Origin of the sequence: Micromonospora sp. WMMB482 (genome assembly GCF_019038635.1) — a bacterium.
GTDB lineage: Bacteria > Actinomycetota > Actinomycetes > Mycobacteriales > Micromonosporaceae > Micromonospora > Micromonospora marina.
This window is the reverse complement of record NZ_JAHOPD010000020.1, coordinates 363,608-386,747: the sequence shown is the minus strand read 5'-3', so window position 1 is coordinate 386,747 and position 23,140 is coordinate 363,608. Positions and strand designations below refer to the sequence as shown.

Here is a 23,140-nt window from a genome sequence, read left to right as displayed (position 1 = left end):
CATGCAGGTGCACTACACCGCCTCCGCCCGCGCCACCGGCGACGGCCGCGACGGTCACGTCCGGACCTCCGACGGCACGGTCGAGGTGGACCTCGCCGTACCGAAGGAGATGGGTGGCGCCGGCGGCGCGGCCAACCCGGAGCAGCTCTTCGCGGCCGGCTACGCGGCCTGCTTCCACTCCGCGCTGCGCGTGGTGGCCCGCCAGGCCAAGGCGGACGTCTCCGGCTCCGTCGTGGAGGCCGAGGTGGGCATCGGCCCGAACGGCAGCGGCGGCTACGGCCTGGCCGTGACGCTCGTGGTGGACCTGCCCGCGGTCGAGCGCGCCGCCGCCGAGCAGCTCGTCGACGCGGCCCACCAGGTCTGCCCCTACTCCAACGCGACCCGTGGCAACGTCGAGGTGACCCGCACGGTCCGCGAGGCCCGATGAGCGGGGTGAACCGGGAGATCCACCTGGCGTCCCGGCCGGAGGGCTGGCCGACGCCGGAGAACTTCCGGCTGGTCACCACCGAGGTGCCGACGCCGGGCCCGGGACAGGTGGTGGTCCGCAACCGGTTCATGTCCGTCGACCCGTACATGCGCGGGCGGATGAACGACGTCAAGTCGTACGTGCCGCCGTTCGCGCTCGACGCCCCGCTGGACGGCGGCGCGATCGGTGAGGTGGTGGCCGGCGAGGCCGGGGGCGTCAAGCCCGGCGACACGGTGCTGCACGGGCTCGGCTGGCGCGAGTACGCGCTGGTGGACGCCAAGGGCGTACGCACTGTCGATCCCGGCCTGGCGCCGGTCACCGCGTACCTGGGCGTGCTCGGCATGACCGGGCTGACCGCGTACGCCGGGCTGCTCGACGTGGCGGCGATGAAGCCGGGGGAGACCGTGTTCGTCTCCGGCGCGGCCGGCGCGGTGGGCAGCATGGTCGGCCAGATCGCGAAGCTGCGCGGCGCCGGCCGGGTGATCGGCAGCGCCGGCTCCGCGGCGAAGGTGGAACGGCTCGCCGCGCTCGGCTTCGACGCCGCCTTCGACTACCACGACGGCCCGGTGTACAAGCAGCTCAAGGCCGCTGCCCCGGACGGCGTCGACGTGTACTTCGACAACGTCGGCGGCGACCACCTGGAGGCCGCGATCGGGGCGATGAACCTGCACGGCCGGGCCGCGATCTGCGGCATGATCTCGCAGTACAACGCCACCGAGCCGCAGGCCGCGCCGCGCAACCTGGCGCTGGTGATCGGCAAGCGGCTGACGCTGCGCGGGTTCCTCGTCGGTGACCACGGTCACCTGCGGGAACAGTTCGTGCAGGAGATGGCGGGCTGGCTGCGCGAGGGCCGGCTCTCGTACGACGAGACGATCGTCGACGGCATCGAGCAGGCACCCGAGGCGTTCCTCGGCCTGCTGCGCGGCGAGAACCTCGGCAAGATGCTGGTCCGTCTCTGACCGGCGCGAACGCATCCCACCGCGGGCGGTGGTGACCGGCCTCACCGGCGGGTCACCACCGCCCGCGCGTTCGTTAGGCTCGGGGCATGACGGTGGCGGTACGGGTCATCCCGTGTCTGGACGTGGACGCCGGGCGCGTGGTCAAGGGGGTCAACTTCCTCGACCTGCGCGACGCCGGTGACCCGGTGGAGCTGGCGGCGGCGTACGACCGGGCCGGCGCGGACGAGCTGACCTTCCTCGACGTCACCGCCTCGTCCAGCGACCGGGGCACGATGCTCGACGTGGTACGGCGCACCGCCGAGTCGGTCTTCATCCCGCTCACCGTGGGCGGCGGCGTCCGCCGGGTCGCCGACGTCGACACGCTGCTGCGTGCCGGGGCGGACAAGGTCGGCGTGAACACCGCGGCCATCGCCCGGCCGGAGCTGATCGCCGAGATCGCCGACCGGTTCGGCCGGCAGGTCCTGGTGCTCTCGCTGGACGTTCGCCGCGCCCCGGACGGCACGACGCCGAGCGGCTTCGAGGTGACCACGCACGGGGGCCGGCGGGGCACCGGCCTGGACGCGGTCGAGTGGGCGGCGCGCGGCGCCGAGTTGGGCGCGGGTGAGATCCTGCTCAACTCGATGGACGCCGACGGCACCAAGGCCGGGTTCGACCTGCCGCTGATCCAGGCGGTCCGCGAGGTCGTCGACGTGCCGGTGATCGCCAGCGGCGGCGCGGGCGCGGTGGCCCACTTCCCGCCGGCCGTCGGGGCCGGGGCGGACGCGGTGCTCGCGGCGAGCGTCTTCCACTTCGGGGAACTCAGCGTCGGTGAGGTCAAGGACGCGCTGCGCGGCGCCGGGCACCCGGTGCGCTGAGGCGGCGGTCACTGCCGCCCGGAGTGCCCCTCGGGGGAGCGGCGCGGCATCGGGATCGACCGGACCACGTACTCCTGCACGGCGGCGGCGTGGTCGTCCTCGCCGAGGCGCCACTCGGACTCGGCGGGCGGGTGCCGCCGGGTCAGCACGCCCTGCACCGTGTCCACTGTGGTGCCGAGACCGGCGCTGGGCCGGGTGCGCCAGAGCCGTTCACCGTCCGGCGTGACCCGGAACCAGCCGTCGGCGACGCTGACCAGGCCCGCGCCGACGAGTCGCCGGACCGCGCCCTCCACCTCGTGCCGCTCCGGGATGGCCTGGTTGAGGTGATCGGCGGTGGAGAGGACGTCGGCCAGCCGGACGCCTTCGGGGCGGCGTGTCGCGGCGGCCCGCCGGTGCCGGCCGGCGCCACTGGCGATGACCAACGCGACGAAGATCCAGGCGTCGCTCCAGCGCCATCCGTTCTCCCCCATGCAGGAATGATGCCCGCCCGCGACCGCGGAGGAAACACCTGGTTTTCCGCTTGTGCGTCGTCGCAGCTCAGCGCGTCGCGGTAGGGGGCCGGGTCGTGGCGGTCGGCCCGGCCGCGGTCACGTTGCGTACGCACCGGCCGCCGGACGTGCGGGCAGCGCGAAGACCGGGATGAAGAACTGGGCCAGCGGGCCGATGGTCAGCGCGTAGGCCACCGTGCCGAGGCCGACGGTGCCACCGAGCAGCCAGCCGAGCGCCAGCACGGTGATCTCGATGACGGTGCGGACCAGCCGGACCGAGAACCGGGGTTGGCGGGCGACGAAGCCGGTCATCAGCCCGTCGCGCGGGCCGGGGCCGAGCCCGGCGCCGAGGTAGAGGCCGGTGGCGGCGCCGTTGGCGACGATCCCGGCGACGAGCAGGGCCACGCGCGCCGGCATGCCCTCGCCGGGCGGCAGCACGGTCAGTGTGGCGTCGACGACCAGTCCGATCACCACGACGTTGCTGACCGTGCCGAGGCCGGGCCGCTGCCGTAGCGGGATCCAGAGCAGCAGCACGAGGGCGCCGACGGCGATGGTGACGGTGCCGAAGGACAGTCCGGTCTGCCGGGCGAGCCCCTGGTGGAACACGTCCCACGGGTCCAGTCCCAGCCCGGACCGGATCATCAGCGCCATGCTCACGCCGTACAGGACCAGCCCGGCGTAGAGCTGGGTGAGCCGTCGCACCGGTCGGTGCCGGAGATTGCCAAGCTGTGCCATGCATGCCACCCTAGAGGCCAATCGTGGGCCTCAAGGGTGCCAATTTCGGAGGTGTGGCCATGACCAGCCAGGTGCGCGGCGTCCAATTGGCGCGACTCCTCGGCCAGTGGCATGCCTTGCCGGGCCGTCGGCGCAGCCCCGACTACGCCGCGCTCGCCGGCGCCGTCCGCGGGTTGCTCGCCGACGGGCGGCTGCCCCTCGGGGTACGCCTGCCGGCCGAGCGGGAGCTGGCCGAGGCGCTGCGGATCAGCCGGACCACAGTCACCGCCGCCTACCGGGAACTGCGGGAGAGCGGCCACCTGGCCAGCCGCCGGGGCGCGGGCAGCTGGACCATGCTGCCCGGCGGGCACCGGGTGGCCAGCACCGGGCTGTGGACACCGCTCGACGACCGCGACATGATCGACCTCGGGGTGGCCGCGCTGTCCGCGCCCCCGCAGCTCGTCCCGGCCGCCCGGGCCGCGGCCGAAGACCTGCCCCGCTACCTCGGCGGCGCCGGCTACCACCCGACCGGCATCATCGAGCTGCGCGAGGCGGTGGCCCGCGCCTACACCGGACGCGGTCTGCCCACCAGCCCGGAGCAGATCATGGTCACCAGCGGCACCCAGCACGCGCTGGACCTGGTGCTGCGGCTGGCCCTGTCGCCCGGCGGCGGCGTGCTCGTCGAGTCGCCCACCTACCCCAACGCGCTGGCCGCGCTGTCCGCCCGGCGGGCCCGGATCGCCACGCACGGCCTGTCCGAGGACGGCTGGGACGCCGAACTCCTGCTCGGCAGCCTCCGGCAGACCCGGCCGAAGCTCGCGTACGTGATCCCCGAGTTCCAGAACCCCACCGGCCACCTGATGGCCGCCGATCTGCGCGAGCGGCTGGTCGGCGCGGCCCACGCGGCCGGCACCGACCTGGTGGTCGACGAGTCCTTCGTCGACCTGCCGCTGGACGACACCACGCTGCCGCCACCGGTGGCCGTCTTCGACAGGCACTCCCGGGTGATCAGCATCGGCGGCATGAGCAAGCCCTACTGGGGCGGGCTGCGGATCGGCTGGGTACGGGCCTCCGCGCCCCAGGTGCAGCGGCTGGCTGCGGCCCGGGTCGGGGTGGACATGGCCAGCCCGGTGCTCGACCAGCTCGTCGCCGTGCACCTGCTCACCGAGGCGCCGGCCATCGTGGCCGCCCGCCGGGCCCAGCTCGTCACCCAGCGGGACGTCCTGGTCGCCGCGCTCGCCGACCGGCTGCCCGACTGGCGGGTACGGGTACCGAGCGGCGGTGTCACGCTCTGGGCCGAGCTGGACGGCCCGATCTCCAGCGCGCTGGCCCGCGCGGCCGAGGAGGTCGGCGTACGGCTGGCGCCCGGACCCCGGTTCGGCCTGGACGGGACGCTGGAACGCTTCCTGCGGCTGCCCTTCACCCTGCCCGCCGACGAGCTGGTGGAGGCGGTCGGGCGCCTCGCGGCGGTCCGCTACGACCTGGACCGCACCAGCCGCCCGCAGTGGCGGGAGCCCAGCGTCATCACCTGAACCGGCCCGATCCGGTGGTGAAGGGTCCGAACCCCGGCACCGGCCGGACCGGCGCCCGCACACTGCCCGGGTGGGGAACGGAAGCGGTGTCCGACGGTCGTGGACCGTGCGGTCCGCGGCCCCGGGTTCCCGCACCACCCGGCTGGAGCTCTTCTACGACCTGGTCTTCGTCTTCGCGTTCCTGAGCGTCACCACGCTCACCGCATCGGAGCTCACCCCGGCCAACCTGTACCGCTTCCTGCTGGTGCTGGCGCTGCTCTGGTGGTCGTGGACCGGCTTCGCCCGGATGGGCAACTTCTTCCGCGCCGACCAGGGTGTGCTGCCGCTGGTCGGTGTCGTCACCGTGGCGGCGACGTTCCTGCTGGTGCTCAGCGCGCCCAGCGCGTTCGAGGACCTTCCCGGTGGGCTGCCCGGCCCGCTGATCTTCGCCGGCTGCTACTTCGTGATCCGGATGGCCCAGCTCACGGTCTTCGGCTGGGTGGACCGCGCCGACCTGGCCCGGCGCCGCCGGCTGCTGCTGCGGGCCGCGTTACCGGCCGTCGCCACCGTCCTGCTGGTCATCGCCGGAACCGTGCCGTCGTGGCTGCCGCACGAGCGGTTCGCGATCCCGCTGCAACTGTCGCTCTGGACGCTGGCGCTGCTCGTCGAGTACGTCGGCGGGGTCACGCTCGCCCGTCAGTGGTGGGTGGTCGTCTCGGCCGGGCACTGGGCCGAACGGCACGCGTTGATCGTGCTCGTCGCGCTCGGTGAGTCGATCATCGCACTCGGTCTCGGCCCCAAGCGCGGACTGCCGCTCACCGGCCCGGTGGCGGTGTCGGCTCTGCTCGGCATCGTGATCGTCGCGGCGCTGTGGTGGGCCTACTTCGACACGCTCGCCTTCGCGCTGGAGCAGAAGCTGCACCACGCCCGGGACGAGGCCACCCGGGTCCGGATGACCCGCGACGTCTACACGTTCATGCACCTGCCGATGGTCGCCGGGGTCATCCTCTACGCGCTCGGCCTGAAGGACCTGCTGGCCGAGGCCGCCGACCCCGAGTCGCCCTCCTGGGGCCTGCCACTGGGCGGCTTCTGGGGCGCGATCCTGTTCGGCGGGGTGGCGTTGTACCTGCTCAGCCTCGCCGGCTGCTGGTGGCTCGCGCTGCGCGAGGTGCACCGGCCGCTGCTGCTCGCGGTGCTGGCGCTGGCCGTGGTCGGCCCGTTCGTCTTCCGTGTCCCGGAGCTGATCGCGCTCGGTGTGCTCGCGGTGATCACGGGTGCCGGTGTCGCCTGGGAGACGCGCCGCGAGGACGGCCTCCGGCGCCGGGTCCGCCGGCTCGCGCTGGAGGAGCAGGTCGCCGCCGAGGCCGAGCAGAGCCACTGGCGGCAGCAGCACCTGTGACCGGCGCCGACGCGACCGGCCGTGCCCCGGGACGGTGGGGCACGGCCGGCGCGACCGTTCGGCGGTGCGGGTCACAGCTCGGCGAGCGTGCCCTCGTACATCTTGTCGATCTCGGAGGCGAAGTTCGTCTCCACGCTGCGGCGCCTGATCTTCAGCGACGGCGTGACCTCGCCGTCCTCGATGGTGAGGTCGCGGGGAAGGATCGTCACCTTCTTGATCGTCTCCCAGCGGTTGAGCTTGGCGTTCAGCTCGGCCACGTAACCCTCGACCATCTCCCGCGCCTGCGGCGAGGTGACGATCGTGGTGTAGTCGCTGCCCTCCAGCGGGGTGCCGGCGGCCCAGCCCTTGATCGCGTCCGGGTCCAGCGTCACGAGCATGGTGCAGTAGTTGCGCGCCTGCCCGATCACCACGGCCTGCGAGGTGTACGGGCACACCGCCTTGAACATGCCCTCGATGTGTGACGGCGCGACGTACTTGCCGCCGGACGTCTTGACCAGATCCTTCTTCCGGTCGGTGATGCACAGGTAGCCGTCTTCGTCGAGCGTGCCGATGTCGCCGGTGCGGAAGAAGCCGTCCTCGGTGAACGCGGCGGCGGTCTCCTCGGGCAGGTTGTGGTAGCCGCGCATGACCGGCTTGCCGCGCATCAGGATCTCGCCGTCGGTGTCGATCCGGCACTCCAGATCGCCCATGGCGCGGCCCACGCTGCCGATCTTCAGGCCGTCGGGCGGGTTCACGAACGCTCCCGCGCTGGTCTCGGTCAGCCCGTAGCCCTCGGAGATGGGCAGGTTGGCGGCGGCGAAGAAGGTGGCGATCTCCTTGCTCAGCGGTGCCGCGCCGGAGACCAGCACGCGCATCCGGCCGCCGAGCCGGGCCTGGAGCTTGCTGAACACGAGCTTCTCGGCCAGCGCGTACTTCATCCGCAGGCCGGCCGGGACCGGCTTGCCGGCCTGCTCCAGCGCGACCTTCTCCTTGCCGACCGTGACGCCCCAGGCGAAGATCTTGGCCTTGGCGCCGCCCGCGCCCTGCGCGGTGGTGACCGCCTTGTTGTAGACCTTCTCGAAGACCCGGGGCGCGCCGCACATGAGCGTCGGCTGCACCACGCCCAGCAGGTCGACGAGCTTGTCCACCCGGCCGTCGACGTAGGTCGGCAGGCCGACGTGGGTGGCGCCGCAGAGCAGCGTCTTGCCGAACGAGTGCGACAGCGGCAGCCACAGGTACTGCAGGTCGTCGACGCGCAGCAGGCCCAGCTCGGCCTGCGCCACGCCCTCCCAGCACCAGCCGCCGTGCAGCAGCTCCACGCCCTTCGGGCGGCCGGTGGTGCCCGAGGTGTAGATCAGCGTGGCCAGGTGGTCCGGGCCGATGCCGGCGACGAGCATGTCGATCAGGTCCGGCTCGGCGCTCAGCGCGGCGGCGCCGCGCTCCTCCAGCTCGGCCAGGGTGAGCTGCGGAACGGTCGCCGCCGGGTCGGGCGTGCCGTCGAAGAGCACCACGTGGGTCAGCGCGGGCAGGTCCGCCCCGGCGATCTTCGCCGCCTGGGCCGGGTTCTCCGCGAACAGCACCTTCGAGCCGGAGTCGGCGATGATGTAGACCGCGTCCTCGGGTTCGGTGGTGGGGTAGACGGTGGTGGTGGCCCCACCGGCGCACATGATGCCGAAGTCGGCGAGCACCCAGTCCAGGCGCGTATTGGCCAGGATCGCCACCGGGTTCTCCAGGCCGACACCGAGCCCGTGCAGCCCGGCGGCGATCGCCTTGGCGCGCTGCCCGACCTGCTCCCACGTCAGCCAGACCGGGCCCGAGTCGTCGGGTGCGGGGTGGGCGAAGGCGTGCCGGTCGGGGGAGTCCGCCACGCGCTTGAGGAACATGTCCGGTACGGAACGGTACGGTACATCGAGAGCCATCGCTGTAGCCGCCTTCAGGGGTGGAGGGACGTGACGGGGGTCACGCCGGTCTGCGGTTACCGAAGGGTATTGCCTGCACCCGGCCAGCGGCTAGCCCCGATCGGCCGAGTCGCCACCGGTCCCGCCTGCTGGAACCGGTTCAGGCGTACCGGCCGGCTGCGCGGGACCAGTCGTAGGTGGCCCGGATCCAGTCCCGGCGGGTGTCCAGGAACGCCCGCATCCCCTCGTCGGCCACGGCGCTCAGCGCCGCGTCCCGCTCCGCGTACGTGGCGAGGGCCTTGTTGAACCGGTCCGCCGCCGCGTGCAGCGCCGCCGACTCGTCCTGCCCGGTCTCGCCCGCGATCGTGGTGACCAGGTTGTGCGCCTCCGGGACGGTGCCGCGCTCCTTGCTGCCGCGCTCCTTGCCGTAGGAGAACAGGTCGTTGCACCAGCAGACCAGGTCGGTGGCGAGGGCGTCCAGCACGGTGAGCGCCGGCGCGACCCGCTGGTCGGCGCGGGGCGCGGACGGGCGGGCCAGGTCGGTCACCGTGAAGCTGGGACGCACCCCGCCGGTGTGGCGGCGCATCTGCATGTACTCGGCCACGCCCGGCACCCGCCGGCGCTCCCGGTTGGCGGCCTCCCAGAGCAGCGCCAGCAGGTACTCCCGCAACTGGCTGACCAGGCGCAGCAGATGCGCCGGCCGGCCCCGGTTCCGGGCCCGGCGGATCAGGTCGTGCAGCGCCACGGCGATCGGGCCGCCGTCGGCCGGCACGGGCACCTCCGGGTCGCCGTGCCGGTCGAGCACCGCCAGCAGGCCGGCCAGCGTGGGCGCCAGCAGTGTGGGCGCGGCGCCGAGCCCGTCGTCGTCGCAGGCGTCGTCCACCACGAACAGCCAGTTGATCAGGTCGGTGAGCAGGCGCAGGCCCGACGGCGACGCCTCGGGGCAGGCGCGTGCGGCAAGCTCCGCGGCGTGCGCCCCGGCCAGCCGCCGGCGTCCGGCCTGGTCCCCCACCAGGCCGAAGTCGCGTACCCAGGCGGCGCTCTGGGCGGCCGTCAGGTCGACGGCGGGGTGGCGCCGGGAGGGAAAAGGCGGCTCGTGCAGTGCCGAGAGGGCGAAGTCGCGCATCGTCGTCGTCCCCTGTCCGCCGCCCGCGAGGTGGGGCCGGTGCGCAGGAGCGTACGGGAGGATGTAACCGCTATCGATGTGCGGGTGTCCACTTTCCACTGTCCGGCCGCAGCCGGTCACACACTCTCGGTCACAAGCCCAGTCCGGCGGTACGCAGACGTTCGGCGGCGTCCGCCGGACCGTCCACCTGGACCCGGGCCACCCGCTGCCGTCCGCTGAGGAACAGCAGAATCTCGCCCGGCGCGCCCACCAGCCGCAGTCGTTCGCCGCCACCGCCGGCGCGCAGTTCGCCGTATTCCGGCGCCTGCACCAGCACCTCGGCCGGGAAGCGCCGCAGCGCCATCCGGGCCAGCAGGGCGACCCGCTTCCAGAGCACCGCCTGCTGCCCGGCCGGCAGGTCACGCGGCTGCCAGCCCGGCCGGGCCCGGCGGACGTCCTCGTGGTGGATGAAGAACTCCATCCCGTTCGCGATCTCGTCGGTGAGCGGGTTGCTCACCGGGCTCCACACCGGGGGACGGCGGACCCGGGCGATCAGGTCGGCGTACGGCCCGGCGGCGATCCGCTCGCGGACCGACTCGCCGTATCCGCGCAGCGGCGGCAGCAGGATGCCACCCGCCGCGTCCGGCCGGCGCTCCCGCACCAGCAGGTGCGCCGCCAGGTCGCGGGTGGTCCACCCCTCGTTCACGGTCGGCGCGTCCGGTCCCAGTTCCAGCATCAGGTCGGCGAGCGCCTCGCGCTCCGTTCGGGCGTACCGCGGCATGGCCCGATCGTAGGCCCGATCGGGCGGATCGGCGCGCCACGCCCGGCGGGATCGCGCCGCCGGGCCGCTTCCGGCCGCCCTCGGGCCCACGCGCGGCGGGAACGTGACGGCGGACATATCCCGGCCGGGTCGGCGGGAGCGGCGGCGAGCGGTAAGGATGGGGGAGAAAACTGTGGCTTACGGCGGGGGAGAGCGTGGCGAGCGGGACAAGTCGGGACGTGCTCGGCAGGGGGCTATGGGTGCTCGGCCGGGCCATCCGGGAACAGCCACGGATCTTCGCGGTCGCGGTCAGCGGCAGCGTGCTGTTCGGCCTCCTGGTGATCGCCAGCGCGTACGTGGTCGGCGCGGTGGTCGGGGAGGTGGTCGTGCCGGCCGTGGAGCGCGGCGAGGTGGCCGGCGGGGCGCTGGCGCTGGCGGCGACGGCGCTGTTCGGCATCAGCGTGCTGCGGGTCGTCGGCATCTTCGGCCGGCGGCTCGGCGCCGGTTACATGCAGTACCGGCTCCAGGCCGCCTACCGCCGCCGGGTCACCCGCCGCTACCTGGAACTGCCGCTGGCCTGGCACCACCGCAACTCCACCGGCACGTTGCTCTCCAACGCCAACTCCGACGTCGAGGCGGCCTGGTACCCGATCGCCCCGCTGCCGTTCGCGGTCGGCACGCTGGTGATGCTCGTCGGCGCGGTGGCCTCGCTGTTCTTCACCGACTGGGCGCTGGCCCTGGTCGGCCTCGCCGTCTTCCCGGCGCTGTTCGCGCTCAACGTGGTCTACTCCCGCCGGATGGCGCCCCGGCAGGCCCGGGCGCAGCGGCTGCGGGCCGAGGTCAGCGGCATCGCGCACGAGAGCTTCGACGGCGCGCTGGTGGTCAAGACGATGGGCCGCGAGGTGCAGGAGACCGCCCGCTTCGCCGCCCGCGCCGGCGACCTGCGGGACGCGCTGATCTCGGTCGGCCGGCTGCGCGGCGTGTTCGACCCGATGCTGGAGACGCTGCCCAGCCTCGGCACGCTCGCCGTGCTGGTGGTCGGCGCGATCCGGCTGCGGCAGGGCGCGATCACCGTGACCGAGCTGGTCAGCGTCGCGTTCCTGTTCACCGTGCTGGCCTTCCCGGTGCGCGCCATCGGCTGGGTGCTGGCCGAGCTGCCGCGCAGCGTCGCCGGCTGGGACCGGGTCCGCCGCGTGCTCGACGCCACCGGCGAGATGCCGTACGGCACGAGGACGCTCGACCCGGCCACCCGCACGCCGGCCACGCTCGCCTTCGACGACGTGCACTTCGCGTACGAGCCGGCCGAGGCGCACCTGCCCGGCGCCCAGGTGCTCGGCGCTGTGACGTTCACCGTGCCGGCCGGGAAGACGGTCGCCCTGGTGGGGCCCACCGGCGCGGGCAAGTCCACGATCGCGTCGCTGGCCGTGCGCCTGGTCGACCCGGGTGCCGGGCGGGTCACGCTGGACGGCGTGGACGTGCGGGAGCTGACCGCCGCCTCGCTCGCCGGCACGGTGGCGCTGGTGGCGCAGGTGCCGTTCGTCTTCGACGACACGGTCCGGGCCAACATCGCGCTGGACCGCGCCGGCATCGGCGACGACGAGGTGTGGGCGGCGCTGCGCCTGGCCGAGGCGGACGGCTTCGTGGCCGCGCTGCCGGACGGGCTGGACACCATGGTCGGCGAGCGGGGCACCTCGCTGTCCGGTGGGCAACGCCAGCGGCTGACGCTGGCCCGGGCGCTCGCCGGCCGCCCCCGGCTGCTGGTGCTCGACGACGCCACGAGCGCCGTCGACCCGCGCGTCGAGGCGGCCATCCTGGCCGGGCTGCGCGCCCCCGCCGACGGCGGCGCGCCGGCGTCGATCCTGGTGGTCGCGTACCGCCGGGCCACCATCGCGCTCGCCGACGAGGTGATCTACGTGGAGCAAGGCCGGGTGGTCGCCCGCGGCACCCACACCGAGCTGCTGGCCACCGTGCCCGGCTACGCCGACCTGGTCACCGCGTACGAGCAGGCCGAGCAGGAACGCGAGCAGAAGCAGACGTACGACGAGGTCACGCCGTTGCCGTCGGGCTTGGAGATCGAGGTGGACCGGTGAGCGCGAGGAGTGCAGCGCAGCGGAGCCCCGCAGTCGCGAACGGAAGGCGGGACCGGTGAGTACGACCACGGGTGAGACCGCCGAGGCCACCGAGTCGACCTGGCGGACGTTGCGGCGCGGGCTGGCGCTCTCCCCGGAGCTGCGCACCGGCTTCGCCGGCACGCTGGCGCTGGCGCTGGTCTACATGGTCGGCCGGGTGGCGGTGCCGGTGGCGGTGCAGCGCGGCATCGACCACGGCATCGTCGGCGGGCTCGACCTGAACGTCATCTCGCTGACGGTGGCGATCACCGCAGGCGTGCTGGTGATCACCACCGCCTGCGGGTACCTGATGATGCGCCGGCTGTTCACGGTGAGCGAGACCGCGCTGGCCGGGGTGCGTACCCGGGCGTTCCGGCACGTGCACGACCTGTCCATGCTGCACCAGCAGTCCGAGCGGCGCGGGTCGCTGGTCTCCCGGGTGACGAGCGACGTCGACCAGATCACCCAGTTCCTCCAGTGGGGCGGCGTGATCCTGATCGTCAACCTGGGCCAACTGGTGGTCACCACGGCGGTGATGCTCGCGTACTCCTGGCAGTTGACGCTCGTGGTGCTCGTTGCGTTCGCGCCGGCGGTGCTGGTGATCCGGCAGTTGCAGCGCCGCCTGGCCGGGGCGTACGGGCTGGTGCGGCAGCGCACCGGCACGCTGCTCGGCGCGATCGGCGAGAGCGTGGTGGGCGCGCCGGTGATCCGGGCGTACGGGATCGCCGGGCGGACCGCGCGGCGGCTGGACACGGCGATCGACAGCCAGCGGGTGGCCCAGCAGCGGGCGATCCGGATCAGCATCATGGGCAGCTCGGTGGGGGAGCTGGCGGCCGGGCTGGCGCTGGCCGGCGTGGTGGTGGTCGGGGTGAGCCTGGGCGTCGACCGCACGCTGTCGATCGGCCAGCTCACCGCGTTCCTGTTCCTGGTCACGCTCTTCATCCAGCCGGTGCAGATCGCCACCGAGGTGCTCAACGAGGCGCAGAACGCGATCGCCGGCTGGCGCCGGGTGCTGGACGTGCTGGACATCGAGCCGGACGTGGCCGATCCGGGCGAGCAGGGGCGGGACCTGCCCGCCGGCCCGCTCGACGTCCGGTTCGCCGGTGTGACGTTCGCCTATCCGGGCGGCCCGCCGGTGCTGCACGACGTCACGCTGGACATCCCGGCGAAGAGCCGGGTGGCGGTGGTGGGCGAGACCGGCAGCGGCAAGACGACGTTCGCCAAGCTGCTCACCCGGCTGATGGACCCGAGCGAGGGTGCGGTGCTGCTCTCCGGCGTCGACCTGCGGCAGGTGCGGTTCGACTCGCTGCGCGCCCGGGTGGTGATGGTGCCGCAGGACGGCTTCCTGTTCGACGCCACGGTGGGGGAGAACGTCCGCTTCGCCCGCCCCGACCTGACCGACGGGCAGCTCACCGCCGCCTTCGGCGAGCTGGGCCTGGCCGACTGGCTGGACGGGCTGCCGTCCGGGCTGGACACGCCGGTGGGGGAACGCGGGGAGGCGCTCAGCGTCGGCGAGCGGCAGCTCGTGGCGCTGGCCCGTGCGTACGTCGCCGACCCGGACCTGCTGGTGCTCGACGAGGCGACGAGCGCCGTCGACCCGGCCACCGAGGTCCGCCTGCAACGGACCCTGGACGCGGTGACCCGGGGCCGGACCACCCTCGCCATCGCGCACCGGCTGTCCACCGCGCAGGCGGCGGACGAGGTGATCGTGGTGGACCGGGGCCGGATCGTGCAGCGTGGCCCGCACGAGGAACTGGTCCGCGACGCCGACTCGGTCTACGCGCTGCTGTACGCGTCCTGGCTGGAACAGACCCGCTGATCTTGGCGGGTCCGCCAGGGCTGGAGCAGACCCGGTGAAGGGTCAGCGGGAGTAGAACTCCACCACCAGTTGCTCGTCGCACACCACCGGCACCTCGTCCCGGGCCGGTTCGCGTACCAGCGTGGCGCGCAGCTCGCCCGGCTGCGCCGACAGGTACGGCCGGGGCTGCGCGTCGGCGTGCGCGCCGGCGGCGGCGAGCTGGAACGGTGGCAGCGCGCGGCTGCGCTCGCGGACGCCGACCACCTGGCCGGGACGCAGCCGGTACGACGGCCGGTCGACCTTGCGCCCGTCGACTGTGATGTGGCCGTGCGCGACGAGCTGGCGGGCCTGGTAGACGCTGCGCGCCAGCCCGGCCCGCAGCACCACCGCGTCGAGGCGCCGCTCCAGCAGCGCGACGAGCGTCTCGCCGGTCTTGCCGGCACCGCGGGCGGCCTCGTCGAACAGCCGCCGGAGCTGGGCCTCGCTGACGTTGTACTGGTGGCGCAGCCGCTGCTTCTCCAGCAGCCGCACCTGGTAGTCGGAGGTGGTGCGGCGGGACCGGCCGTGCACGCCCGGGGGATAGGGGCGCCGCTCGAAGTACCGCACGCACTTGCGGGTGAGCGGGATACCGAGGGCGCGGGAGAGCCGGGCCTTTGGCCGGGGGTGGTTCACGTCGACGTCTCCGATCGTCTAGCCTGCTACTTAGGTAAGCCTAACCTATATTGAGGAGGTCGGGATCATGCGGCCCAGCCCGGCGGAGATCGTGCGAACCCTGGTCGCGGGCCGGTTGCCCGCCCTCGTCCACCTGGCCCGGCATCCCGGCCCGCACCAGGTCCGGCACGCCGTCGACCCGGACGGGCGGGTGCTGCTGCTCGTGCCGGTGGTCAGTGACCTCGCCGCGGCGCTCGTGCCGCCGGCTGACGACACCGACGTGGCGACAGTGCTCGACGTGCTCGACCTGCCGCCGGCGGCCGGGGCGCCCTCGCTCGGCCGGGCCTGGGTGTCCGGTTGGGCCGAGCGGCTGGACGGGGACGAGGCGCGCGACGCCGCAGTCGACTTCGCCGCCACCGACCCGGCCGGCGACCTGCTCGACGTGGGCAGGCGGTTCCACCTGCACCGCTTCGAGGTGGCCGAGGTCCGCTGGGAGCGCGCCGGGCGCACGCGCCGGATCGACCCCGAGGCGTACGCGGAGGCCGAGCCGGACCCGCTGCACCCGGTCGAGGCCGACCTGCTGGCGGACCTGGCCGACCACCACGCCGAGCAGGTCGGCGACTACCTGCGGCGGCGACTGGACCTGCCCGGCGACCAGATCCCGCGGGTGGTCCGGATCGACCGGTACGGACTGCTGGTCGCGCACGGGCGGCCCGGCGCGACCCGGCGGGCCCGGCTCGCCTTCCCCCGGCCCGTCGCCGACGTGGCGGAGCTGTCCCGCCTGCTGCACCCGATGCTCTGCCCGCGGGCGGCGGCCTGAGCAGCGCCGTCGCGGCCGTCGGAGGCCCGGGGACGGCTCAGGTGATGTCGCCGGTGAGGTAACGCTGGACCGTCGGGCCGATGGCGGCCACCAGCGTCGCCGGCTCGGCGGTGGCGACCGCGTCGAGGCGGAGCACGTACCGCATCATGGCCAGCCCGGCGAGCTGCGTGGCGACCAGGCCGCCGCGCAGCGCGCGCTGCCCCGGGTCGATGTCGAGCTGGTCGAGCACCCGGCGCAGCACCTGCGTGACCAGGAACTCGCGCAGCAGCCGGGCGGTCCACTCGTTGCTCACCGCCGAGCGCAGCAGTGCCACCGCGGCCGTGCCGGTGGGGGAGTCCCAGACCTCCAGGAACACCCGGACCATCCGCTCGCCGGCCGCGTCCGGGCCGCCGGCGAGCACAGCCGGCAGCAGCCGTTCCGGGTCGGCCGGGAACGCCGTCGCGGCCCGGAACAGCTCCTCCTTGCCGCCGAAGTAGTGGTGCACGAGCGCCGGGTCCACACCGGCCGCGGCGGCGATCGCCCGGATCGACGCGGCGTCGTAGCCACGCTCGGCGAACGCCTCCCGCGCCGCAGCGAGGATGGCCTCGCGGGTGTCCGGGCTGCCGGGCCGCCGCCCGGTGCGCCGCGCGTTCACCCGCTGCGCCGGCGCAGCGTCGCCGCGGCCAGCACCAGCGCCGCCACCGCCGCCCCGGCCACGATCGCCAGGTCCCGCCACATCGTCGCGGTCGGCTCGGCGTGCGCGCCGACCTCCTGCAACGCCTCGACCACGTACGACAGCGGCAGCGCGTCGCTGACCGCCTGGAGCCAGCCGGCCATCTGGTCGCGCGGCACGAACAGGCCGCACAGCAGCAGTTGCGGGGCCACCACCACCGGCATGAACTGGACCGCCTGGAACTCGGTGCGGGCGAACGCCGAGCAGAACAGCCCGAGCGCCACCGCGAGCACCGCGTTCACCCCGGCGATCAGCACGACCAGCCACGCGCTGCCCGCGGTCTCCAGGCCGAACACCCGGTACGCGACGATCGAGGCCACTGTGGACTGGAGCACCCCGGCCAGGCCGAACGCGATGCCGTACCCGAACAGCAGGTCGAGCTTGCCCAGCGGCGTGGTGAGCAGGCGCTCCAGCGTGCCGGTGGTGCGCTCGCGGAGCATGGCGATGCTGGTCACCAGGAACATGATGATGAACGGGAAGAAGCCCAGCATGATCAGGGCCACCCGGTCGAACGTGCTGGGCGCGCCGGGCGGGGCGGGCTGGTCGACGTACATGAAGTAGACGAGTGTGAGCAGCACCGACGGCACCAGCACGAGCAGCGCCACGGTCCGCCGGTCGTGCCGGAGCTGACGCAGGATGCGCCCGGTGGTGGCGGCCAGGATCCGTCCGTTCATCGCGCCTCTCCCTCGGCGTCGCGGATCAGGCGCAGGAACGCCTCCTCCAGGTCGTCGGTCCCGGTGGCGGCGCGGACCGCGGCCGGGGTGTCGTCGGCGACCAGCCGGCCCTCGCGGATGAGCAGCAGGCGATCACAGCGGGCGGCCTCGTCCATCACGTGGCTGGAGACCAGCAGCGTGGTGCCGTTCGCGGCCATGTCGTGGAACCGGGCCCACAGGTCGGCCCGCAGCACCGGGTCCTGGCCGACAGTCGGTTCGTCGAGCACCACCAGCTCCGGTTCGCCGACGAGTGCGCAGGCGAGCGAGGCGCGGCTGCGCTGGCCACCGGAGAGCGTGCCGACGAGCTGGTCGGCGGCGGTCGCCAGGCCGACGTCGGCCACCGCGCGGTCGGCCTCGGCGCGGCCCCGGCCCTGGAGCACCGCGAAGTAGCGGGCGTTCTCCCGCACCGTCAGGTCGGCGTAGACGCTCGGCGCCTGGGTGAGGTAACCCACCCGGCGGCGCAGGTCGGCCGAACCGGCGGAAAGGCCGAGCACGTCGACGGTGCCGGAACCGACCGTCTGCACGCCGACCACCGCGCGCATCAGCGTGGTCTTGCCGCTGCCGCTGGGCCCGAGCAGCCCGGTGACAGTGCCCCGGGGCACCCCGCAGCTGATGCCGTGCAACACCCGCCGCCCGCCCCGGTCGACCACCAGCTCGCGGACCGACACCGCGTCGTCCATGCTCGCCTCCGTCAATTCATCACTCGTTGAACTCAACGGTAGGTGAATTGTGCGCGAGTGGCAACGGGGACTTGACTTCGAGTGCGCTCGAACTGGAAGCCTGGGAGCGTGGACATCAGCACGCGGGAGACGAGCCTCACCGTGGGTGAGGCGGCGGAACGGGTCGGCCTGACCACCTACACGCTGCGCTGGTACGAGCAGGAGGGGCTGGTGGGCCGCGTCGGGCGGGACTCGTCCGGCCGCCGGCGCTACACCGAGTCCGACGTCAACTGGCTGTTCCTGCTCACCCGGCTGCGCCGCACCGGGATGCCGGTGCGCGACATGCGCCGCTACGCCGAACTGGCCCGGCACGGCGACAGCACACTCGGCGCGCGACGGGCGCTGTTCGAGGCGCACCGGGCCCGCGTACTGGCCCGGATGGCCGAACTGGAGGAGGACCTGAAGGTCCTCGAACACAAGATCGACGCGTACCGGCGGGCCGAGGAGGAATCAGCCTGAACGCCCCAGCGGCGGACAGTGGGTCCGGCAACGGTCATTGCGGTGAAGATCGGATTTGGGCACCATGACGCCGTGGGTCCAGCGCAGTTGCCCGACACCGCATTCCTCGACGACTGGGCCGCCCGCCTGCGGCAGGCCGCCGACCGGCCGGTCGTCGGGATCATGCTGCGCGGCAGCCACGCCCGGCGGGCCGCCACCGAGCACAGCGACGTGGACGTGGACGTGCTCGTGGTCGCCGACGACGGACGGGCGGTCGGCGCGGGGATCCGGCAGGCCACGTCCCGCCGCGGTACGCCGTACGCGGCCCGGCGGGCGTACCTGACCGAGTTCGCCGGCCGTCTCGTGCACGTGTCGGTGGCCGCCCGCGACGTCCGCTCCTGGGTACGCCGCCTCGGCCAGCCCGCCGACTGGGCGTTCGGGCTCCCGGTCACCGCGCCCGCCCGGCTGCTGTGGGCCGTACCGGAATGGCGTCGCCGGATCGACCTGCCGGTGCTCTGCCAGCCCGCCGGCGAGCCGCGCCTGGAGGAGCTGGTCGCGACGCTGGGCAAGGTCGCCGCGGCCCGCGTGGCCGACGACCCGGTCGGGGTCCGGCTCGCCGCGGCCGACCTGGCCCGGCTCTGCCCCTCGGTGCTGCGGCCGGCCAATCCGTCGGTACGCGTGGTGTCCCGCCGGGCCGCACTGACCGCCGCGCTGGACCTGCCGGTCGCTCCGCCCGGCTACCGCCACGACATGCTGCTCTGCCTCGGGCTGCGCGCCGGTGACCCGGCCGAGGTCGGCGCCGCCGCCGGACGGCTGGTCACCGGCATCCTCCCGCTGATCCGCCCGTACGCGGACGAGATCGCCGCCACCCACGGCGCGGACCTGGCCGAGGCGCTGGTCGACGGCCGGGTGGCCCGCTACCTCGGCGAGTTGGGCCGGGTGCTGAGGACGGTGACGCCCGCCTCCCGGGACACGTCGGCGGTGCCCGGGCCGCGTGCGGGAGAATGGTCAACCGTGCCCGCCCCTGACGCGCCGCTGACCGGCGCCCCCGCACCCGGACCGGCCCGTCCGTCCCGGCTCGACCCGGCCGTCGCGGCCAAGCTCCGCCGGACCCCGGACGGTCTCGTCGCCGCCGTGGTCCGCGCCCACGACTCGGGCGAGGTGCTGATGGTCGCCTGGATGGACGACGAGGCGCTGCACCGCACGCTCACCACCGGGCGGGCCACCTACTGGTCGCGCAGCCGCGGCGAGTACTGGGTCAAGGGCGCCACCTCGGGCAACCACCAGTACGTGCGCTCGGTGGCCCTCGACTGCGACGGCGACGCGTTGCTGGTCAGCGTCGAGCAGGTCGGCGCGGCCTGCCACACCGGGCAGCGCACCTGCTTCTTCACCGAACTGCCGGTCAGCTCCCCGGAGGCGACCCCGTGACCGACGGCACGGTCAGCCCGGACCGGTCCACCTTCGCCGACCTGGCCGCCCGCTGGCGGGTCGTACCGGTGACCCGGCGGCTGCTCGCCGACGCGGAGACGCCGGTCGGGGTCTACCGCAAGCTGGCCGGCGGTCCCGGCACGTTCCTGCTGGAGTCCGCCGAGCAGGGCGTCGGCTCGGCCGGCACGGCCTGGTCGCGCTACTCGTTCATCGGCGTCCGCAGCAGCGCCACGCTCACCGAGCACGACGGCGCGGCGAGCTGGACCGGCACACCACCGGCGGGCGTGCCCACCGGCGGCGACCCGGTCACCGTGCTCCGCGAGACAGTCGCCGCGCTCGCCGGTCCGGGCTGGGATCCGGCCGGTGACATGCCGCCGCTGACCGGCGGCCTGGTCGGCTACCTCGCCTACGACCTGGTCCGCCGCTTCGAGCGCCTGCCCGAGCTGACCGAGGACGAGCTGGACGTGCCCGAGCTGGGCATGATGCTCGCGACCGACCTGGTGGTCCTCGACCACTACGAGGGTTCCGCGATCCTGATCGCCAACGCGGTGCTGCCGCCGCTTGACGACAGCGGCCGGGCCGAGCGGGTCGAGGCCGCGTACCACCACGCCGTCGGCCGCCTCGACGCGATGACCACCGCGTTGTCCCGGCCGATTCCGCCCATGGTCTCGACCGTCGGGCGCCCCGGCGTCGGCGAGGTGGTCAGCCGCACCCCCGACGGCGGCTACCCGGAGGCGGTGGAGGCGGCCAAGGAGGCGATCCGGGCCGGCGAGTGCTTCCAGATCGTGCTCAGCCAGCGCTTCGAGCGCCCCACCGACGCCGACCCGCTCGACGTCTACCGGGTGCTGCGCACCACCAACCCCAGCCCGTACATGTACCTGCTGCGCTTCGACGGCTTCGACATCGTCGGCTCGTCACCGGAGGCGCACCTCAAGGTCAGCGCCGGGCCGGACGGGCGGCGGCGGGCGCTGCTGCACCCGATCGCCGGCACCCGTCCGCGTGGCGGCTCGCCGGACGGCGACGCCAAGCTCGCCGCCGAGCTGCTCGCCGACCCGAAGGAACGCGCCGAGCACGTGATGCTCGTCGACCTGGGCCGCAACGACCTGGGCCGGGTGTGCCGGCCGGGCACCGTCGAGGTGCCCGAGTTCGCCACCATCGAGCGCTACAGCCACGTCATGCACATCGTCTCCACAGTCGTCGGGGAGCTGCGCGACGACCGCACCGCGTTCGACGCGCTGGCCGCGACGTTCCCGGCCGGGACGCTCAGCGGTGCGCCAAAGGTGCGCGCCATGGAGATCATCGAGGAGCTGGAGCCGGTGCGGCGCGGCGTCTACGGCGGCACCGTCGGCTACTTCGCCTTCGGTGGCGACCTGGACATGGCCATCGCGATCCGGACCGCGCTGATCCGCGACGGCCGCGCCTACGTGCAGGCCGGGGCCGGGATCGTGGCCGATTCCGACCCCGCCGCCGAGGACCAGGAGACGCGGAGCAAGGCCGCCGCCGTCCTCGCCGCCATCGCGGCCGCCGAGACGCTGCGGGCGGCCCGGTGAACGCGCCCGGCACCACCGCGCCGGCGGCCCGCGGGCGGCGCGAACTCGCGTACGCGGTGCTGCTCTGCCTGGCCGGCGCGGGCCTGGCCTGCTGGGCGGTGACCCGGACCTGGGCGGTCGAGGTGACCGCGCGGGGGTCGCTGCCGTCCGAGCGCACCGGCACGGAGCTGCTGCCCTGGGTGCTGGCGCTGACCTACGTGGGACTCGCCGGCGGTGGCGCGGTGCTCGCCACCCGGGGCCGGCTGCGCCGGCTGCTGGGTGTGCTGCTGGTCGGCGTCGGCGTGGCCGTGGCGGCCGGCGGCGGGATCGGCCTGACCGAGGCCGGGGTGAGCCTCCAGTGGCCGGCGCTGGTGCTGGCCGGGGGCCTGGCCCTGGCGGCCGGCGGCGCGTCCACCGCGCTGCGCGGCGACGGCTGGCCGGCGATGGGCGCCCGGTACGAGCGGCGGTCCGCCCCGGCGGACGAGCCCGGCCGGCCGGCGGTCGAACGTGGCACCCGGGACGCGTGGGACGCGCTGGACCGGGGCGAGGACCCGACGGTCAGCTGACCGGCTGCGCCTCGCGGGCGTCGCGACGCTGCCGGGCCGCGGCCCGTGCGGCGGCCAGCTCCGCCACCAGCCGCTCCAGCTCGCGGCGCTGGGCGGCGCGGGCCCGGTCGGCGCAGACCGCCTCCCAGGCGTTGCCCCGGGCGGTACGCATCCGGCCGTCACCGGCCGCCGCGCGTTCGAGCGTGTGCACCACGCCGACGGCGAGCGAGGCGACGGTGCGGGAGATGGTGGTCAAGCCGATGGTCTGGGTCGGCCCGTTGGCGCTCATGGTCACCCCATCCGAGATCGTTGGCGACGGTCGGCAGCCGCCGGCGTCGAGTGTGCCCGACGGCGATGCTTCCGGGCGGACGTTTCGCCGCCGTGAAGCACAGGTCAACGCTGTCGCACCGGGGGCGACCTGGGCAGGGCCGGAGGTCCTTGAGCTTGGTCACAGCGGCCGCCGGAACCCGTCCTGCGGGCCCGGAACGATCGTGGTGAGATAGGGGATGGGTGACGGTCGATGCCAGCGGTGGCGCTGCGTGACATGGCGTTCACCGGAAGTCGGCCATCATGCCACAGCCCATGTCGTGAGGTGCGCCATACCCCCCGGCACTCGTCGCCAGGTGGCGCCCCCTAGCATCGGCCCATGACGCCCGGAGAGGGGAGTCCGTTGGTGACTGCTGAGCATGCGCACGCGGAGGGGGACGACGCCGCAGCGGCGCCGTCCGCAGGGGTGCTCGACGAGATCCTGGCCGGCGTGCGGGAGGACGTCGCCCGGCGCCAGGAGCAGGTTCCGCTGGAGCGGATCCGGGAACTGGCCGCCGCCGCGCCGCCGCCGCTCGACGCGTACGCGGCCCTGCGCCGCCCCGGCGTCGCAGTGATCGCCGAGGTGAAGCGCTCGTCGCCGTCGAAGGGACGGCTGGCCGAGATCGCCGACCCGGCCGACCTGGCCGGGGACTACGCGGCTGGTGGCGCGCGGGCGATCAGCGTGCTGACCGAGGGCCGCTGGTTCGGCGGGTCGCTCGACGACCTCGCCGCGGTGCGGGCCGCGGTGAACGTGCCGGTGCTGCGCAAGGACTTCGTGGTCTCCAGCTACCAGGTGCACGAAGCCCGCGCGCACGGCGCCGACCTGGTGCTGCTGATCGTGGCCGCGCTGGAGCAGAACGTGCTGGTCGGGCTGCTGGAGCGGATCGAGTCGCTCGGCATGACCGCGCTGGTCGAGGTGCACACCGAGGAGGAGGCGGACCGCGCCCTGGAGGCCGGTGCGCAGGTGATCGGCGTGAACGCCCGCGACCTGCGTACCCTGGAGGTCGACCGCTCGGTGTTCGAGCGGATCGCGCCGGGCCTGCCGAGTAGCGTCGTCAAGATCGCCGAGTCCGGGGTGCGCGGTCCGCACGACCTGATCCGGTACGCCTCCGCCGGCGCCGACGCCGTGCTGGTGGGCGAGGGCCTGGTCACCCAGAAGAGCCCGCGCGAAGCGGTCGCCGAGCTGGTCAACGCCGGTAACCACCCGGCCACGCCCCGCCCGGTGCGCTGAGCCGCCGGG

Annotated in this window: 23 protein-coding genes and 1 pseudogene; 14 read left to right on the top strand and 10 right to left on the bottom strand. The window is 74.2% G+C overall.

Translation table 11 applies throughout. The annotated features are described in order from the left end of the window. Position 1: 1 nt before the first annotated feature. From KSK32_RS02560 to hisF, 3 genes are all read left to right on the top strand, one after another. On the top strand, positions 2–427 hold the full coding sequence (locus KSK32_RS02560; protein WP_216928251.1) for an organic hydroperoxide resistance protein: 426 nt from the start codon (positions 2–4) through the stop codon (positions 425–427). Continuing rightward, the gene (locus tag KSK32_RS02555; protein ID WP_216928250.1) at positions 424–1,425 is read left to right on the top strand and encodes an NADP-dependent oxidoreductase; all 1,002 of its coding nucleotides are present in this window, start codon (positions 424–426) and stop codon (positions 1,423–1,425) included. The genes KSK32_RS02560 and KSK32_RS02555 overlap by 4 nt, the downstream gene beginning before the upstream one ends. Before the next feature lie 86 nt (positions 1,426–1,511). After that, entirely contained in the window at positions 1,512–2,279 is a 768-nt protein-coding gene (gene hisF / locus KSK32_RS02550; RefSeq protein ID WP_216928249.1) for an imidazole glycerol phosphate synthase subunit HisF, read from the top strand. 8 nt (positions 2,280–2,287) lie between these two features. On the opposite strand, the gene KSK32_RS02545 is transcribed toward hisF, so the two are convergent. After that, on the bottom strand, positions 2,288–2,749 hold the full coding sequence (locus tag KSK32_RS02545; protein ID WP_216928248.1) for a hypothetical protein: 462 nt from the start codon (positions 2,747–2,749) through the stop codon (positions 2,288–2,290). A gap of 117 nt (positions 2,750–2,866) precedes the next feature. Continuing rightward, positions 2,867–3,502, bottom strand: coding sequence for a YitT family protein (locus KSK32_RS02540; protein ID WP_216928247.1), 636 nt, complete (start codon positions 3,500–3,502; stop codon positions 2,867–2,869). 59 nt (positions 3,503–3,561) lie between these two features. Here KSK32_RS02540 and KSK32_RS02535 point away from each other — a divergent pair, with 59 nt between their 5' ends. Both KSK32_RS02535 and KSK32_RS02530 read left to right on the top strand, forming a co-directional pair. Further along, entirely contained in the window at positions 3,562–5,013 is a 1,452-nt protein-coding gene (locus KSK32_RS02535; RefSeq protein ID WP_216928246.1) for a PLP-dependent aminotransferase family protein, read from the top strand. Between the two features lie 106 nt (positions 5,014–5,119). Continuing rightward, positions 5,120–6,391, top strand: a complete 1,272-nt coding sequence (locus tag KSK32_RS02530) for a low temperature requirement protein A (protein ID WP_216928245.1) — start codon at positions 5,120–5,122, stop codon at positions 6,389–6,391. A gap of 71 nt (positions 6,392–6,462) precedes the next feature. On the opposite strand, the gene KSK32_RS02525 is transcribed toward KSK32_RS02530, so the two are convergent. From KSK32_RS02525 to KSK32_RS02515, 3 genes are all read right to left on the bottom strand, one after another. Beyond that, complete coding sequence (locus KSK32_RS02525) at positions 6,463–8,289, bottom strand: long-chain fatty acid--CoA ligase (RefSeq protein ID WP_216928244.1); 1,827 nt, start codon at positions 8,287–8,289, stop codon at positions 6,463–6,465. 139 nt (positions 8,290–8,428) lie between these two features. Continuing rightward, positions 8,429–9,394 carry a terpene synthase gene (locus KSK32_RS02520; protein WP_216928243.1) on the bottom strand — a complete coding sequence of 322 codons (966 nt, stop codon included), beginning with the start codon at positions 9,392–9,394 and terminating at the stop codon, positions 8,429–8,431. A gap of 130 nt (positions 9,395–9,524) precedes the next feature. After that, positions 9,525–10,154: a TIGR03085 family metal-binding protein gene (locus KSK32_RS02515; RefSeq protein ID WP_216928242.1), complete on the bottom strand. Its 630-nt coding sequence runs from the start codon at positions 10,152–10,154 to the stop codon at positions 9,525–9,527. 194 nt (positions 10,155–10,348) lie between these two features. Here KSK32_RS02515 and KSK32_RS02510 point away from each other — a divergent pair, with 194 nt between their 5' ends. Together KSK32_RS02510 and KSK32_RS02505 are read left to right on the top strand one after the other, a co-directional pair. Beyond that, positions 10,349–12,223: an ABC transporter ATP-binding protein gene (locus tag KSK32_RS02510; RefSeq protein WP_216928241.1), complete on the top strand. Its 1,875-nt coding sequence runs from the start codon at positions 10,349–10,351 to the stop codon at positions 12,221–12,223. A gap of 55 nt (positions 12,224–12,278) precedes the next feature. Then, entirely contained in the window at positions 12,279–14,060 is a 1,782-nt protein-coding gene (locus tag KSK32_RS02505; protein ID WP_216928240.1) for an ABC transporter ATP-binding protein, read from the top strand. Between the two features lie 42 nt (positions 14,061–14,102). On the opposite strand, the gene rpsD is transcribed toward KSK32_RS02505, so the two are convergent. Then, the gene (rpsD, locus tag KSK32_RS02500) at positions 14,103–14,711 is read right to left on the bottom strand and encodes a 30S ribosomal protein S4 (RefSeq protein ID WP_216928239.1); all 609 of its coding nucleotides are present in this window, start codon (positions 14,709–14,711) and stop codon (positions 14,103–14,105) included. Positions 14,712–14,778: 67 nt separating this feature from the next. On the opposite strand from rpsD, the gene KSK32_RS02495 reads away from it, so the two are divergent. Further along, positions 14,779–15,510 carry a DUF2470 domain-containing protein gene (locus KSK32_RS02495; protein ID WP_216928238.1) on the top strand — a complete coding sequence of 244 codons (732 nt, stop codon included), beginning with the start codon at positions 14,779–14,781 and terminating at the stop codon, positions 15,508–15,510. Positions 15,511–15,547: 37 nt separating this feature from the next. Here KSK32_RS02495 and KSK32_RS02490 read toward each other — a convergent pair whose 3' ends face one another. The 3 genes from KSK32_RS02490 to KSK32_RS02480 are packed head-to-tail and all read right to left on the bottom strand — an operon-like array spanning position 15,548 to position 17,615. Continuing rightward, positions 15,548–16,144 (bottom strand): TetR family transcriptional regulator, encoded by a 597-nt coding sequence (locus tag KSK32_RS02490; RefSeq protein WP_216928237.1) that lies wholly within the window; start codon positions 16,142–16,144, stop codon positions 15,548–15,550. Continuing rightward, the gene (locus KSK32_RS02485) at positions 16,141–16,896 is read right to left on the bottom strand and encodes an ABC transporter permease (protein WP_216928236.1); all 756 of its coding nucleotides are present in this window, start codon (positions 16,894–16,896) and stop codon (positions 16,141–16,143) included. The genes KSK32_RS02490 and KSK32_RS02485 overlap by 4 nt, the downstream gene beginning before the upstream one ends. Then, entirely contained in the window at positions 16,893–17,615 is a 723-nt protein-coding gene (locus KSK32_RS02480; RefSeq protein ID WP_216928235.1) for an ABC transporter ATP-binding protein, read from the bottom strand. Before KSK32_RS02480 ends, KSK32_RS02485 begins: the two co-directional genes overlap by 4 nt. Before the next feature lie 108 nt (positions 17,616–17,723). Between KSK32_RS02480 and KSK32_RS02475 the strand changes: the two genes are divergently transcribed. The 5 genes and pseudogenes from KSK32_RS02475 (at position 17,724) to KSK32_RS02460 (ending at position 21,615) form a co-directional block, all read left to right on the top strand. Further along, positions 17,724–18,113: a MerR family transcriptional regulator gene (locus tag KSK32_RS02475; RefSeq protein WP_216928234.1), complete on the top strand. Its 390-nt coding sequence runs from the start codon at positions 17,724–17,726 to the stop codon at positions 18,111–18,113. 162 nt (positions 18,114–18,275) lie between these two features. After that, a pseudogene (locus KSK32_RS33165) lies at positions 18,276–18,926 on the top strand (phosphoribosyl-AMP cyclohydrolase); the annotation flags it as partial. A 180-nt stretch (positions 18,927–19,106) separates the two neighbouring features. Continuing rightward, positions 19,107–19,520 (top strand): phosphoribosyl-AMP cyclohydrolase, encoded by a 414-nt coding sequence (hisI, locus tag KSK32_RS33160; protein WP_030271963.1) that lies wholly within the window; start codon positions 19,107–19,109, stop codon positions 19,518–19,520. Next, positions 19,517–21,070: an anthranilate synthase component I gene (locus KSK32_RS02465; RefSeq protein WP_216928232.1), complete on the top strand. Its 1,554-nt coding sequence runs from the start codon at positions 19,517–19,519 to the stop codon at positions 21,068–21,070. Before hisI ends, KSK32_RS02465 begins: the two co-directional genes overlap by 4 nt. Then, the gene (locus KSK32_RS02460; protein WP_216928231.1) at positions 21,067–21,615 is read left to right on the top strand and encodes a Trp biosynthesis-associated membrane protein; all 549 of its coding nucleotides are present in this window, start codon (positions 21,067–21,069) and stop codon (positions 21,613–21,615) included. Before KSK32_RS02465 ends, KSK32_RS02460 begins: the two co-directional genes overlap by 4 nt. Here KSK32_RS02460 and KSK32_RS02455 read toward each other — a convergent pair. Continuing rightward, on the bottom strand, positions 21,608–21,883 hold the full coding sequence (locus KSK32_RS02455; protein ID WP_026267833.1) for a hypothetical protein: 276 nt from the start codon (positions 21,881–21,883) through the stop codon (positions 21,608–21,610). The genes KSK32_RS02460 and KSK32_RS02455 overlap by 8 nt on opposite strands. A 444-nt stretch (positions 21,884–22,327) precedes the next feature. Between KSK32_RS02455 and trpC the strand changes: the two genes are divergently transcribed. Continuing rightward, complete coding sequence (gene trpC, locus KSK32_RS02450; RefSeq protein ID WP_030271968.1) at positions 22,328–23,131, top strand: indole-3-glycerol phosphate synthase TrpC; 804 nt, start codon at positions 22,328–22,330, stop codon at positions 23,129–23,131. The last annotated feature ends 9 nt before the right edge of the window (positions 23,132–23,140 follow it).